The following is a 13189-nucleotide window of genomic DNA, read 5'->3' as shown; positions in this document are numbered from 1 at the left end:
GCGCAATATCAAAGACAGGTCGCCAACGCCGCCAACCGGCGCTTGGCAACAAAATCGTCCTTCTGCGCGTAGTAGTTGAGGACGGTTCCCGACGCATCGCTGGTCACGTCGACAAATGACTCTGCGGAACGGGTGTACACCGTCGAGCCACCCTTCTTGCCCGGTTGCAGATACGCTCCGGCGTCCACGCCAAACACTGCTTCGTCCTGCCAGCCGAACTGTACGCACTGAGCGACAACTTTCTCTGGCTTGTCCGAAGCCAGAACCTTGTACGGGGCTTTGGTGCGAGAATCGTCCATCACCGAACCCGCGCAGCCAGCCAGCACGGTCGCGGCCAGCGCTACCATCAGAATTCGCATTGCATTCGCTCATTCAGAAAAAAGCGGACTGTATCACCGCAACAGGCAAAATCATTCTGCTTTACTGCATTTATAGCGCGACATGCGACAGCCGCTCCGGCACCCTAGGGTCATCAGCCTCACAAGGAACACACATGGCGCCCACCGACCAGCGACATGAACAAGCCCTGAAATTGTTTCTCGACGCGCGCCCCGAATTGCGCGAAACCCTCGATCATCTCAATCCGCTGCTGGCCCAGGCCAAGGGTGAAACCGCTGCGCAGTATCGTGAAGAACGTCTGCACGAAGCCTTCGAGGCCGAGGCGGAGAATCAAGGCCTGTTCGCCTGGGAACTGACCTTGCTCCTGACGGCCGCAACGCCCGAGGACTATCAGGCCCAGCGCATGGAGGTGCATCGCGAGGTAGCGGAAATGGCCCACATGCGCTGGGAAGATTACTGCGAATTGTATGGGCTGGAACCGTAACCGCCGCTGAAGGATATCGTCGCCGATGCTGCCCTCCACTTCGACTCACCGCGCCACCTCCGGGCATCTGCATCAGCAGAAATGGCGCGGGCGCATCGGTCTGGCGCTGGTGGCCAGCCTGTCGGTACTCGCCGGCATGACCGATGCAATCGGCTTCATGGCCAGCGGCGATTTCGTTTCGTTCATGAGCGGCAACACCACGCGGCTGGCGGTGGCGATCAGTGACGGCGACCTCGGACTGACCTTGCGCCTGATCATCCTCGTCGTCACCTTCGTGATCGGTAATGCCTTGGGGATCGTGATCGGGCGCCTCGGTGGTCGGCGCACATTGCCCTTGTTGCTGTGCATCGCCACCCTGCTCTGTCTGGCGGCCGCCTGGCCGTATGACACGCAACTGCCGGCGCTGCTGGCGGCGATCATCGCGATGGGCATGCTCAACGCGGCGGTCGAAGAAGTGAACGGTCTGCCCGTCGGCCTGACTTACGTGACCGGAGCGCTGTCGCGGTTCGGCCGTGGCCTGGGGCGCTGGATGCTCGGCGAGCGGCGTAATGGCTGGCGGGTGCAACTGGTGCCGTGGAGCGGGATGTTCATCGGCGCGATACTCGGCGCAGTGCTGGAACATCATTTCGGACTTCGGGCATTGTTCGCCAGCGGCTTGCTGGCGGCGGTGCTGGGCGTGCTGTCCCTGAGCATTCCGCGGCGCTGGCAACTGGGCTATATGCCGCGCTGAAATACGATCCTGTGGGAGCGGGCTTGCTCGCGAAAGCGGTGCATCAGTCAAAGACCTTTTGAATGACTCAACGCCTTCGCGAGCAAGCCCGCTCCCACAGAGGGCATGCGCCTGACTTCGATTTCGCGGATGCCGTCATAAAGCTTTATCATGGCCGCAGTTTTGCTGATCGAGTCCGTCATGAAGTTCGCCATCGCGCTGTTTTCCGCCGCCCATGCGCCCTCCTCGCGCCGTGCCCTGCTGTTTGCGCAGGCTGCGCTGGCCGGCGGGCATGAGATTGTCCGGCTGTTTTTTTATCAGGACGGCGTCTACAACGCCTCCGACGCGGTGGTCACCCCGCAGGACGAACTGGATCTGCCCAAACAGTGGCGCGCGTTCATCAGCGAGCAGCAACTGGACGGTGTGGTGTGTATCGCCGCCGCCCTGCGCCGTGGCGTGCTGAATGACGAAGAAGCCAAACGCTACCAGCGTGATGCCGTCGCGGTCAGCGCGCCGTGGGAATTGTCCGGCCTCGGCCAGTTGCACGATGCGGTGCAGGACGCCGATCGACTGATCTGTTTCGGAGGTGCGTGAGATGGCCAAATCCCTGTTGATCATCAGCCGCCAGTCGCCATGGTCCGGCCCCGGCGCCCGCGAAGCGCTGGACATCGTGCTGGCCGGCGGCGCGTTCGATCTGCCGATCGGCCTGCTGTTTCTCGATGACGGCGTGCTGCAACTGGCCGCCGGGCAGAACGCCAAGGCCCTGCAACAGAAAGACCTCAGTGCCAATCTGCAGGCGCTGCCGATGTTCGGCGTTGAAGAACTGTTCTACTGCACCGACAGCGCCAGCGCCCGTGGCCTGAGCACGCTGTCGCTGGACGAAGCGCAGCCGCTTGGCGCCAGCGAAATCACCGCCCTTATTGACCGTTACGACCAGGTGATCACCCTCTGATGTCGACTTTGCATGTGTTGTCTCATTCCCCGTTCGGCGATGATCGCCTGAGCAGTTGCCTGCGCGTGATCGGCGCTGCCGACGCCTTACTGTTATCCGGTGATGCGGTTTACGCCCTGCAACCGGGCACTGCGCCATTCGCCACGCTGAACGAGCGCCGGGTCAAGCTGTTCGCCCTCGCCGAAGACCTGCAGGCCCGTGCCATCGTTGCTCCCGACTGGGCCGAAGCCATCGATTACCCGGCCTTCGTCGAACTGTCGATCCACCACGACAAGGTCAACAGTTGGCTATGAACTCGATGACTGTCGGCGCCCGCGCCATCGAACTGGATAAGGACGGCTTTCTGGTCGACCTCGACGACTGGTCCCATGACGTTGCCAGCGCCCTCGCCGTCGCTGAAGACATCGAACTGACCCCCGAACACTGGGAAGTCCTCGAACTGCTACGCAGTTTCTACGCGGAATTCCAGTTGTCGCCAGCCACCCGCCCGCTGATCAAGTACACCGCACTCAAACTCGGCCCGGACAAAGGCAACAGCCTGCACCTGAACCGACTGTTCAAAGGCACCCCTGCCAAACTCGCCGCGAAACTGGCGGGCCTGCCCAAACCGACGAATTGCTTATGACCGAATTTCCAGCGCTGACCCTCGAAACGCCCGCCGAGCACCCGTTCGCACAGTTTGTGCGGATCCTCGGCAAGGGCAAACGCGGCGCCCGCGACCTGACCCGTGAAGAAGCCCGGGAAGCCATGGGCATGGTGCTCGACGACAAAGTCGAAGACACCCAGCTCGGGGCCTTTCTGATGCTGCTACGGCACAAGGAAGAAAGCGCGGAGGAAATGGCCGGTTTCACCGAAGCCTTGCGCGAGCGCCTGTCAGCGCCAACGCTGAATGTCGATCTGGACTGGCCGACCTACGCCGGCAAGAAACGCCATCTGCCGTGGTACCTGCTGTCGGCCAAGTGCCTGGCGCAAAACGGCGTGCGGATTTTCATGCACGGCGGCGGCGCGCACACCGCCGGACGTCTGTACACCGAACAACTGCTTGGCGAGCTGAACATCCCGCTCTGCCGCACCTGGGCGCAGGTCGGCAGCGCGCTGGACCACGGCGGTCTGGCGTTCATGCCGCTGATCGACTGGGCGCCACAGTTGCAGAAGATGATCGACCTGCGCAACACCATGGGCCTGCGCTCGCCGATTCACTCGCTGGCACGCATCCTCAATCCACTGCGCGCCCGTTGTGGCCTGCAAAGTATTTTCCACCCGGGCTATCAAGCGGTGCATCGCGAGGCCAGCGGTCTGCTCGGCGACACGGCGATCGTGGTCAAGGGCGATGGCGGCGAAATCGAGATCAATCCGGATGCCGACAGTCATCTGTACGGCACGAAGGGCGGCGAGAGCTGGGACGAGGAATGGCCGCAGCTGTCGAGCCAGCGCCACGTCAAACCGGCCTCGCTGGATGTCGAGCATTTGAAAGCGGTGTGGCGCGGCGAGGTGGTCGACAGCTATCCGCAAATGGCCCTGATCTCGACCATGGCCCTGGCCCTGCGCGGCCTCGGTCAAAGCCGCGAGCAAGCGTTCGCAACCGCCGAGCAATACTGGGCGGCGCGCAACAAATCGATTTAACCGATCATAGACGCCCGATCTTTGCGCTTTTTGTTCGAACTCATCGGAATAGACTCGGCTCCAACGCTTATTGAATCAGGAGTCTTGATCATGGGTTTACTCGTCGATGGCCACTGGCAGGACAAGTGGTACGAAAGCAGCAAAGACGGCGCCTTTCAGCGCGAACAGGCGCAACGGCGCAATTGGGTCACCACTGACGGCCAGCCCGGGCCGAGCGGTGAAGGCGGTTTCGCCGCCGAAGCCGGGCGCTATCACCTTTATGTGTCCCTCGCCTGCCCGTGGGCGCACCGTACGCTGATTCTGCGCAAGCTCAAAGGTCTGGAAAGCCTGATCGACGTGTCCGTGGTCAGCTGGCTGATGCTGGAAAACGGCTGGACCTTCGACCAGACCCTTGGCTCGACCGGCGACAAGCTCGACCACTTCGACTTCATGCATCAGCGCTACACCGCCGACACGCCGGACTACACCGGCCGTGTCACTGTGCCGGTGCTGTGGGACAAAAAGCTCAAGCGCATTGTCAGCAATGAGTCGGCGGAAATCATCCGCATGTTCAACAGCGCCTTCGATGACCTGACCGGTAACGAACTGGACTTCTACCCGGCACCGTTACGCGGCGAGATCGATGCACTGAACGAACGGATTTATCCGGCGGTGAACAACGGTGTGTATCGCGCCGGCTTTGCCACCTCGCAACAGGCTTATGAAGAGGCGTTCGATGAGGTGTTTGCCGAGCTGGATCACTTGGAACGGGTGCTGGGCGCCAATCGCTATCTGACGGGTGAATACCTGACCGAGGCCGATGTGCGACTGTTCACCACGCTGATTCGCTTCGATGCGGTGTACCACGGGCACTTCAAGTGCAATCTGCGGCGGATTGCCGATTACCCGAACCTGTCGAACTGGCTGCGTGAGCTGTATCAGTGGCCGGGGATTGGCGAGACGGTGGATTTTCAGCACATCAAAAACCACTACTACGGTAGCCACAAGACCATCAATCCGACGGGGATTGTGCCGAAGGGGCCGGCGCAGGATTTCAGCGGGGCGCATGATCGGGCGCGGCTCAACGGGAAAGGGGTTTGGCGTAGAGGCTGATTGATTCGGTGTTTTTTGAGGGCCTCTTTGCGAGCAAGCCCGCTCCCACACTGGATTTGTGCATGACACAGATCCAATGTGGGAGCGGGCTTGCTCGCGAATGAGGGCAACTCGGTTTTCAGACTTGCGCCTGAGCCCCTTCGAACCACGCCAGTTTCTCGCGCAGCTGCACCACCTCCCCCACGATCACCAGCGTCGGCGCATGCACTTCATGCTCCGCTACCAGACGTGGCAGGTCGGCCAGCGTGCCAGTAAAGACCCGCTGATTGACCGTGGTGCCCTGCTGGATCAACGCCGCCGGGGTATCCGCGCTGCGACCGTGTTTGATCAACTGCTCGCAAATCACCGGCAAGCCCACCAGGCCCATGTAGAACACCAGCGTCTGCGCCGGGGCGACGAGGTCGGCCCACGGCAGATCGGTGGAACCGTCCTTCAGGTGCCCGGTGACGAAGCGCACCGACTGCGCGTAATCGCGGTGGGTCAGCGGAATCCCGGCATACGCCGCGCAACCGCTGGCCGCCGTGATCCCCGGCACCACCTGGAACGGAATCCCGTGGGCCGCCAGCTCTTCGATTTCTTCACCGCCGCGACCGAAGATGAACGGGTCACCGCCCTTCAGGCGCACCACGCGTTTGCCGGCCTTGGCCAGATCCACCAGTTGCTGGTTGATCTGATCCTGCGGCACCGCGTGATCAGAGCGACGCTTGCCGACGTAGACACGCTCGGCATCGCGACGGCACAGCTCAAGAATCGCCGGAGCGACCAAGCGGTCGTACAGCACTACGTCGGCTTGCTGCATCAGACGCAAGGCGCGGAAGGTCAGCAGATCCGGATCACCCGGCCCTGCCCCCACCAGATACACTTCGCCGGTAGTAACAGTCGCTTCGCCATCAATCTTGGCCTGCAACAGCCGCTCGGCCTCAGTGCCCTGCCCGGCCAGTTGCCGGTCGGCAATCGGGCCCTGAAACACGTCTTCCCAGAAACCACGGCGCTGCTGCACATCCGGAAACAGGTTTTTCACCTGATTGCGGAAACGCGCGGCAAGACCGGCCAGTTGGCCGTAGGTCGAAGGAATCCAGGTTTCGATCTTGGCGCGAATCAGCCGCGCCAGCACTGGCGCATCGCCGCCGCTGGACACCGCGATGATCAGCGGCGAGCGGTCAACGATTGCCGGGAAGATCACGCTGCATAGCTGCGGCGCATCGACCACGTTGACCGGCACGCAACGCCGATGGGCATCGCTGGAGACCTGCGCATTCAGCGTTTCATCGTCGGTGGCGGCAATGATCAGCCCGCAACCGTCCAGATCCGCTTCCACGTAACCACGCAGCAGACATTCGCCACCGCTGGCGCTGACCAGTTCGCGCAGTTGCGCTTCGATTTCAGGTGCGACCACCCGCAGCAGCGCACCGGCATCGGCCAACAGGCGGGATTTGCGCAAGGCAATTTCCCCCCCACCGACCACCAACACACGACTGCCGCGCAGGTTGTGAAACAGCGGCAGATATTTCATTTAACCGATGACCTCAAGGCCACCCATGTACGGCTTCAGTACGTCCGGCACGCGGATCGAACCGTCGGCCTGCTGGTAGTTTTCCAGCACCGCCACCAGCGTACGACCGACCGCCAGGCCGGAACCATTCAGGGTGTGTACCAGCTCAGGCTTGCCGGTTTCCGGGTTGCGGAAACGCGCTTGCATGCGGCGGGCCTGGAAGTCGCCGCAGTTGGAGCACGACGAAATTTCGCGGTATTTGTCCTGGCTCGGAATCCACACTTCGAGATCGTAGGTTTTCACGGCGCTGAAGCCCATGTCGCCGGTGCACAGCGCCAGGGTGCGGTAAGGCAGACCCAGCAGTTGCAGGACTTTTTCGGCGTTGGCGGTCAGGCCTTCCAGCGCTTCCATCGAAGTCGACGGCTCGACGATCTGGACCATTTCAACCTTGTCGAACTGGTGCTGACGGATCATGCCGCGAGTGTCACGGCCCGACGCACCGGCTTCGCTGCGGAAGCACGGGGTGTGCGCGACGAACTTGATCGGCAGCAGTTTCGAGTCGACGATTTCACCGGCCACGATGTTGGTCAGGGACACTTCGGCGGTCGGGATCAGGTACAGATCGGCTTCGCCTTCGCGAGCGATCTTGAACAGGTCTTCTTCGAACTTCGGCAACTGGCCAGTGCCCTGCAGCGCCGGGGCCTGAACCAGATAAGGCGTGTAGGCCTCTTCGTAGCCGTGCTCGTTGACGTGCAGGTTGATCATGAACTGCGCCAGGGCACGGTGCAGACGGGCGATCGGGCCGCGCAGCAGAGCGAAACGGGCGCCGGACAGCTTGGCCGCGGTTTCAAAGTCCAGCCAGCCGAACTTCTCGCCCAGTGCAACGTGGTCTTTCACTTCGAAATCGAACTGCGTCGGCGTGCCCCAGCGGCGCACTTCGACGTTGTCGTCTTCGTCTTTGCCGACCGGTACCGATTCGTGCGGCAGGTTGGGGATACCCAGCAGGATCGAGTCCAGCTCGGTCTGGATCGCGTCCAGCTCAACTTTACCGGCACTCAGCTCGCCCGCCATGCGCTCGACATCCGCCATCAGCGGCGCGATGTCTTCGCCGCGCTGCTTGGCCTGACCGATGGATTTGGAACGCGCGTTACGCTCAGCCTGCAGTGCTTCGGTGCGGGTCTGGACGGTCTTGCGCTGTTCTTCCAGCGCTTCGATGCGCGCGGTATCCAGGGCAAAGCCACGGGAAGCCAGGCGGTCCGCTACGTCCTGAAGGTTGCTACGTAACAGTTTGGAATCGAGCATGTCGGTTTCTCGTTATCAAAGTTTGGTCAGGGACAGGCCGGCCCACGTCGCGAGCAGCCCGCCGAATACGCTGATCGCCGCATAGCCCAGGGCCAGCGGCACTTGCCCGCTTTCCAGCAGGCGCACCGTATCCAGTGAAAAGGATGAAAAAGTCGTCAGCCCCCCGAGGAAGCCGACCATCAACCCGGCACGCACCTCGATCGGCACCTCCGGGCGTATCAAAAACAGGCCGTACAACACGCCAATCAGCAGACAGCCCACGATATTAACGGCCAGCGTCGCGGTATAGAAGTGCCGCGGCCAATTGGCGTTGACCCAATTGCCGGTGGCGAAGCGCAACAGGGTGCCGGCAATCCCGCCGACGGAGACCGCAACGATCAATGGAAGCACTATTTTCTCCGCTGTCTTGGGCTTAAACGGTCGAGTTGGGCGAGGTGGTTGAGCTTCTCGCCGATCTTCAATTCCAGGCCACGGGGCACCGGTTGATAGAACGGGATCGGTTCGAGCTCTTCCGGGAAATAATCTTCGCCGGCGGCATAGGCATCCGGTTCATCGTGGGCGTAGCGGTATTCGTCGCCGTAACCCAGTTGCTTCATGAGTTTGGTCGGTGCATTGCGCAAGTGCAGCGGCACTTCCAGCGAACCGTACTCGGCAGCGGCGCGCAGCGCGGTCTTGAAGCCCATGTACACCGCGTTGCTTTTCGGTGCACAGGCCAGATAAGTGATGGCCTGGGCCACCGCCAGCTCGCCTTCGGGGCTGCCAAGACGCTCCTGCACTTCCCACGCCGCCAGGCAGAGGCTCAGGGCGCGCGGGTCGGCGTTGCCAATGTCTTCGCTGGCCATACGCACCACGCGCCGCGCCAGGTACAACGGATCGCAGCCGCCATCGATCATCCGCGCAAACCAGTACAGCGCGCCATCGGGATTGGAACCGCGTACCGATTTGTGCAGCGCGGAGATCTGGTCGTAGAACGCTTCGCCGCCCTTGTCGAAGCGCCGTCGGGTATCGCCGAGCAGGCTTTGCAGCAGCTCGGTGCCCATCTCGCTGTTGTCTTCAGCCAGATCCGAGGCGTTCTCCAGCAGATTGAGCAGGCGCCGGCCATCGCCATCGGCGGCCGACAACAGCATCTGGAAGCCTTCATCGCTGAGGGTCAGGTTGCGCTTGCCCAGCCCGCGCTCTTCGGTGAGCGCGCGATGTACCAGTTTGCGCAGCGCGGTCTCGTCGAGGCTTTTCAGCACATAGACGCGGGCCCGCGACAACAGCGCGTTGTTCAATTCAAACGAAGGGTTTTCGGTGGTGGCGCCGATGAAAATCAGCGTGCCGTCTTCGACGTACGGCAGGAACGCATCCTGCTGCGATTTGTTGAAGCGGTGCACTTCATCGACGAACAGAATGGTGCGCTTGCCGTATTGGCCGGCCTGCTGTTTGGCGATTTCAACGGCCTGACGGATCTCCTTGACCCCGGCAAGCACCGCCGAGACCGTTTCGAAATGCGCATCCGAGACTTCCGCGAGCAATCGCGCCAGGGTGGTCTTACCCACGCCCGGCGGCCCCCAGAAGATCATCGAATGCAGGGCACCCTGCTCCAGCGCCTCACGCAGAGGCTTGCCGCGAGCGAGCACGTGCTCCTGACCGACGTACTCATCCAGATTGGTCGCACGCAAACGCGCGGCCAGTGGCTGGGCAATCGGTGCACTGCGAAACAGATCCATCACGTAGCGTTGAAACCTCTATTAGATCTTGAGACCGATCATTTACCCCTGTGGGAGCGGGCTTGCTCGCGAAAGCGGTGTGCCATTCGACATCGATGGCGACTGATCCACCGCCTTCGGGAGCAAGCCCCCTCCCACAAGGTTATGCGTTTATTCCTGAATTACATCGGCACCCTTCGGGATGTCGAACTTGAACTTCGACGCCGACACCGCTTCGTTGGCCTTGACTCCGGTGAACAGGATGTTGGTGCGCTGACCAACGCTGTCGATCAGTTGCATGTCATTGACCAGGCCGTTGCGGAACGACAGACGCAGGCTGTCGAACAGGGTGTCCTTGGTCTTCGGCTTGAGGGTGAAGTCGATCACGCCGCCCGCCTCTTTCGCGCTGATGTCAAAGCTCTGGCTGATCTTCGACACGTCACCGGACAGCAGCAGCGCCGGGGTCTGGGTCAGGCGCTCGTCGAGCTTCTTGATGGTGGCTTGTTCCAGGTCCGGGTCCCACAGGGTGACCTTCTTGCCGTCGGAGACCATGGTCTGCTCGTTTGGCGCTTCGGTGTGCCAGTAGAACAGGCCCGGACGCTGCAGGACCATATCACCGCGAGTTTCCTGCAACTGCGTGCCGCTGCCGTCGAGGGTCAGCTGCGAGAAGTTCGCGGTCAGGGTTTTCGATGTTTCCAGCAATTGGGTCAGACGCGCCACGTCCTTGTCGTCGGCGTGGGCCGTGAACGTGGTCAGCGCCAGTACTGGCAACAGCATGCGGATAAGACGCATGGGAGTCCTCTTGAATACTCGTTGGGAGAGCGGCGGCACATCATTGTCCCGCCTTTTGCTTTTGCAGTCAGTCGCGAACCGGGCCCGGGGCCAGAACTTCACGCGAACCGTTGGTGTTCATTGAGGTGACGACCCCGGCCATTTCCATGGCTTCGATCATGCGCGCAGCGCGGTTGTAACCAATCTTCAGCTTACGCTGTACCGCGGAAATCGACGCCCGGCGGCTTTCCAGGACGAACTGTACGGCTTCGTCATACAGCGCGTCGGCTTCCGGATCGTCACCGTCACCACCACCGCTGCTGCCTTCGAAACCGCTGCCCGCCTCTTCGACACCGTTGAGGATGTCATCGTTGTATTCCGGTGCGCCACGCAGTTTCCAGGCTTCGACCACGCGGTGCACTTCATCGTCGGAAACGAACGCGCCGTGCACCCGGATCGGCAGGCTGGTGCCCGGTGGCATGTAGAGCATGTCACCGTGACCGAGCAGTTGTTCGGCGCCACCCTGGTCGATGATGGTCCGCGAGTCGATCTTGCTCGACACCTGGAACGCCATACGCGTCGGAATGTTGGCCTTGATCAGACCGGTGATCACGTCCACCGAAGGACGCTGGGTCGCGAGGATCAGGTGAATACCGGCGGCACGCGCTTTCTGTGCGATACGCGCAATCAGTTCTTCAACCTTCTTGCCGACGATCATCATCATGTCGGCGAATTCGTCGACCACCACGACGATGGTCGGCAGCTTCTGCAGCAGCGGCGCTTCGTCGTGAATGCTTTCGCGCTTGTACAGCGGATCGCTCAACGGCTCGCCGGCATCCTGCGCTTCCTTGACCTTGGCGTTGAAGCCGGACAGGTTACGCACGCCCATCTTCGCCATCAGCTTGTAGCGACGTTCCATCTCGGCAACGCTCCAGCGCAGGGCGTTGGCCGCGTCCTTCATGTCGGTCACTACCGGGCACAGCAGGTGCGGAATGCCTTCATAGATCGACAGCTCAAGCATTTTCGGGTCGATCATGATCAGTTTGGCGTCGTCCGGGCCGGATTTGAACAGGATCGACAGGATCATCGCGTTCACGCCCACCGACTTACCGGAACCAGTGGTACCGGCGACCAGCAGGTGCGGCATCTTCGCCAGGTCGGTGATGACCGGTTTGCCGCCGATGTCGTGGCCCAGGGCCAGGGTGACCGGCGACTTGAAGTTGTCGTACTCGGGGGTCGACAGCACTTCGGAGAAACGCACGATCTGCCGGTCTTCGTTGGGGATCTCGATACCGACCGTGGTCTTGCCCGGAATCACCTCGACCACCCGCACACTGGTCACGGCCAGCGAACGTGCAAGGTCTTTCGCCAGGTTGGCGATGCGGCTGACTTTGACGCCGGCTGCAGGCTGGATTTCGTAACGGGTAATCACCGGGCCTGGGTGGATCGAGTCCACGGTGACTTCGACGCCGAATTCCTTGAGCTTGATCTCCAGCAAGTGGCCGACCGCTGCCAGGGATTCCGGCGAATAGTTGAGTTGTTTCTTTTCCGCAGGATCGAGGATCGAGATCGGCGGCAAGGTGCCTTCCACGGCGCTGTCGACGAACAACGGCACCTGTTTCTCTTTCTGCACACGCTTGCTTGGCTCCGGCGCCTTGGCCGGGGCCGGGGCGATGACCGGCGGTACCTGCTTCTCGCGATCGGACATGTGCTTGCTCAGGGCCTGCTCGCGCTCGATCAGACGTTCCTTGACCTTGGCCTGTTCACGCTTGTCGGTGACAGTCGGGGCGACCACATCGTGGACGCGGTCATCGACTTCACGCAGTTGCGCGACCAGTTGCTTGCGCTCGGTACGGGCAGACCACCAGCGGTTGATTGCCCCCTGAAACAGTTCGAACAGGTCGAGAGTGATCTTGCCGGTGACGTCCATCACCTTGAACCACGACAGGTCGGTGAACACCGTGAGGCCGAACAGGAACAGCGCAATGAACAACAGCGTGCTGCCCTGAATATTCAGGGCATTGCGCGCCAGATCGCCGAGACTTTCGCCCAGCGCCCCGCCCGCACCCGCCGGCAGACCGGTGGCGGCGTGAAAATGGATATGCGCCAGCGCAGCGCCGGACAGCACCAGGAACACCAGACCGATCAGACGCCAGGAGAACAGCCAGCCGCTCCACTGCCACGGCTCGTGACGTTGACGGAAGATCTGATACGCCTTGACCGCCAGCAGCAACGGGAAGATGTACGCGAAGTAACCCAGCACCATGAACAGGATGTCGGCGCTGTAAGAACCGGCGGGGCCGCCGAAATTCTGCACGTCGTCAATCTTGCTGTTGTGGCTCCAGCCCGGATCATCCTTGCCGTAGGTCAGCAAGGCCATCATCAGGAACAGGCACAAGGCACCGATGGCGATCAATGCACCTTCCTTGAGCCGGTAGTGCAATTGCTGGCGCCAGAGCGGAACGACTGTTTTTGGTGCTGCGGTGGATTTCTTCAAAACGCTTCTTTTCCTGCGCCCGGGGCGCGTCCATCTATTGAATGTCGATAAAAAACTGCCCAATCCAGGCAGGTAAAAAAGTGAACCGGCGCATCTGAGACTACTTTTAACACTGTGCCGCAGCTTTTATAAACACAGCCATAAACACAGCGCTCTACAAATATTCTGTAACAGCCCGGCATTGTACGGGTTTGTGCGGCTGATGCCATGCTTCAAGACCCATAGCTGAGCATAGCC

The 13189-nt window shown here is 61.4% G+C and carries 16 protein-coding genes; 8 read left to right on the top strand and 8 right to left on the bottom strand.

What is annotated here, in order from left to right; all coding sequences use genetic code 11:
* Positions 1 to 8: 8 nt before the first annotated feature.
* Complete coding sequence (locus LVD08_RS16075) at positions 9 to 359, bottom strand: hypothetical protein (protein WP_247268621.1); 351 nt, start codon at positions 357 to 359, stop codon at positions 9 to 11.
* Positions 360 to 493: 134 nt separating this feature from the next.
* Here LVD08_RS16075 and LVD08_RS16070 point away from each other — a divergent pair, with 134 nt between their 5' ends.
* Both LVD08_RS16070 and LVD08_RS16065 read left to right on the top strand, forming a co-directional pair.
* Entirely contained in the window at positions 494 to 823 is a 330-nt protein-coding gene (locus LVD08_RS16070) for a DUF6388 family protein (RefSeq protein WP_027614684.1), read from the top strand.
* Between the two features lie 25 nt (positions 824 to 848).
* Positions 849 to 1553, top strand: a complete 705-nt coding sequence (locus LVD08_RS16065; RefSeq protein WP_247268620.1) for a YoaK family protein — start codon at positions 849 to 851, stop codon at positions 1551 to 1553.
* Between the two features lie 47 nt (positions 1554 to 1600).
* Here the strand turns inward: LVD08_RS16065 and LVD08_RS28065 are convergent, their stop codons facing one another.
* Complete coding sequence (locus tag LVD08_RS28065) at positions 1601 to 1735, bottom strand: hypothetical protein (RefSeq protein WP_274621207.1); 135 nt, start codon at positions 1733 to 1735, stop codon at positions 1601 to 1603.
* Here LVD08_RS28065 and tusD point away from each other — a divergent pair.
* The 6 genes from tusD (at position 1734) to LVD08_RS16035 (ending at position 5199) form a co-directional block, all read left to right on the top strand.
* Positions 1734 to 2126, top strand: coding sequence for a sulfurtransferase complex subunit TusD (tusD, locus tag LVD08_RS16060; RefSeq protein WP_027614682.1), 393 nt, complete (start codon positions 1734 to 1736; stop codon positions 2124 to 2126). The two genes, LVD08_RS28065 and tusD, sit on opposite strands and share 2 nt — an antisense overlap.
* A 1-nt stretch (position 2127) precedes the next feature.
* Entirely contained in the window at positions 2128 to 2484 is a 357-nt protein-coding gene (gene tusC / locus LVD08_RS16055) for a sulfurtransferase complex subunit TusC (protein WP_047295096.1), read from the top strand.
* A complete protein-coding gene (gene tusB, locus LVD08_RS16050; protein WP_027614680.1) occupies positions 2484 to 2777 on the top strand; it encodes a sulfurtransferase complex subunit TusB in 294 nt (97 codons plus the stop codon). Before tusC ends, tusB begins: the two co-directional genes overlap by 1 nt.
* Complete coding sequence (locus LVD08_RS16045; RefSeq protein WP_247268619.1) at positions 2774 to 3109, top strand: TusE/DsrC/DsvC family sulfur relay protein; 336 nt, start codon at positions 2774 to 2776, stop codon at positions 3107 to 3109. Before tusB ends, LVD08_RS16045 begins: the two co-directional genes overlap by 4 nt.
* Positions 3106 to 4107: a glycosyl transferase family protein gene (locus LVD08_RS16040; protein WP_247268618.1), complete on the top strand. Its 1002-nt coding sequence runs from the start codon at positions 3106 to 3108 to the stop codon at positions 4105 to 4107. The genes LVD08_RS16045 and LVD08_RS16040 overlap by 4 nt, the downstream gene beginning before the upstream one ends.
* 90 nt (positions 4108 to 4197) lie before the next feature.
* On the top strand, positions 4198 to 5199 hold the full coding sequence (locus LVD08_RS16035; RefSeq protein ID WP_247268617.1) for a glutathione S-transferase family protein: 1002 nt from the start codon (positions 4198 to 4200) through the stop codon (positions 5197 to 5199).
* 118 nt (positions 5200 to 5317) lie between these two features.
* On the opposite strand, the gene cysG is transcribed toward LVD08_RS16035, so the two are convergent.
* The 6 genes from cysG to LVD08_RS16005 all read right to left on the bottom strand — a co-directional run bounded on the left by cysG (position 5318) and on the right by LVD08_RS16005 (position 12952).
* Positions 5318 to 6712: a siroheme synthase CysG gene (cysG, locus tag LVD08_RS16030; protein WP_027614676.1), complete on the bottom strand. Its 1395-nt coding sequence runs from the start codon at positions 6710 to 6712 to the stop codon at positions 5318 to 5320.
* A complete protein-coding gene (serS, locus tag LVD08_RS16025; protein WP_003223852.1) occupies positions 6713 to 7993 on the bottom strand; it encodes a serine--tRNA ligase in 1281 nt (426 codons plus the stop codon).
* A 15-nt stretch (positions 7994 to 8008) separates the two neighbouring features.
* Positions 8009 to 8383: a fluoride efflux transporter CrcB gene (crcB, locus tag LVD08_RS16020; RefSeq protein ID WP_027614675.1), complete on the bottom strand. Its 375-nt coding sequence runs from the start codon at positions 8381 to 8383 to the stop codon at positions 8009 to 8011.
* The gene (locus LVD08_RS16015; protein ID WP_003223849.1) at positions 8383 to 9705 is read right to left on the bottom strand and encodes a replication-associated recombination protein A; all 1323 of its coding nucleotides are present in this window, start codon (positions 9703 to 9705) and stop codon (positions 8383 to 8385) included. The genes crcB and LVD08_RS16015 overlap by 1 nt, the downstream gene beginning before the upstream one ends.
* Before the next feature lie 150 nt (positions 9706 to 9855).
* Entirely contained in the window at positions 9856 to 10476 is a 621-nt protein-coding gene (gene lolA / locus LVD08_RS16010; RefSeq protein WP_098968157.1) for an outer membrane lipoprotein chaperone LolA, read from the bottom strand.
* Positions 10477 to 10543: 67 nt separating this feature from the next.
* Entirely contained in the window at positions 10544 to 12952 is a 2409-nt protein-coding gene (locus LVD08_RS16005; RefSeq protein ID WP_095138945.1) for a DNA translocase FtsK, read from the bottom strand.
* Positions 12953 to 13189: the final 237 nt, after the last annotated feature.

It is taken from the genome of Pseudomonas sp. YL2, assembly GCF_023063025.1.
Classification (GTDB): Bacteria; Pseudomonadota; Gammaproteobacteria; order Pseudomonadales; family Pseudomonadaceae; genus Aquipseudomonas; species Aquipseudomonas putida_A.
This window is presented reverse-complemented; position numbering and strand designations above follow the sequence as displayed.

Bases quoted from the DNA above. Each gene is read 5' to 3' on its own strand.
- LVD08_RS16075 (WP_247268621.1), bottom strand. From the start codon at position 359: ATGCGAATTCTGATGGTAGCGCTGGCCGCGACCGTGCTGGCTGGCTGC.
- LVD08_RS16070 (WP_027614684.1), top strand. From the start codon at position 494: ATGGCGCCCACCGACCAGCGACATGAACAAGCCCTGAAATTGTTTCTC.
- LVD08_RS16065 (WP_247268620.1), top strand. From the start codon at position 849: ATGCTGCCCTCCACTTCGACTCACCGCGCCACCTCCGGGCATCTGCAT.
- tusD (WP_027614682.1), top strand. From the start codon at position 1,734: ATGAAGTTCGCCATCGCGCTGTTTTCCGCCGCCCATGCGCCCTCCTCG.
- LVD08_RS28065 (WP_274621207.1), bottom strand. From the start codon at position 1,735: ATGACGGACTCGATCAGCAAAACTGCGGCCATGATAAAGCTTTATGAC.
- tusC (WP_047295096.1), top strand. From the start codon at position 2,128: ATGGCCAAATCCCTGTTGATCATCAGCCGCCAGTCGCCATGGTCCGGC.
- tusB (WP_027614680.1), top strand. From the start codon at position 2,484: ATGTCGACTTTGCATGTGTTGTCTCATTCCCCGTTCGGCGATGATCGC.
- LVD08_RS16045 (WP_247268619.1), top strand. From the start codon at position 2,774: ATGAACTCGATGACTGTCGGCGCCCGCGCCATCGAACTGGATAAGGAC.
- LVD08_RS16040 (WP_247268618.1), top strand. From the start codon at position 3,106: ATGACCGAATTTCCAGCGCTGACCCTCGAAACGCCCGCCGAGCACCCG.
- LVD08_RS16035 (WP_247268617.1), top strand. From the start codon at position 4,198: ATGGGTTTACTCGTCGATGGCCACTGGCAGGACAAGTGGTACGAAAGC.
- cysG (WP_027614676.1), bottom strand. From the start codon at position 6,712: ATGAAATATCTGCCGCTGTTTCACAACCTGCGCGGCAGTCGTGTGTTG.
- serS (WP_003223852.1), bottom strand. From the start codon at position 7,993: ATGCTCGATTCCAAACTGTTACGTAGCAACCTTCAGGACGTAGCGGAC.
- LVD08_RS16015 (WP_003223849.1), bottom strand. From the start codon at position 9,705: ATGGATCTGTTTCGCAGTGCACCGATTGCCCAGCCACTGGCCGCGCGT.
- lolA (WP_098968157.1), bottom strand. From the start codon at position 10,476: ATGCGTCTTATCCGCATGCTGTTGCCAGTACTGGCGCTGACCACGTTC.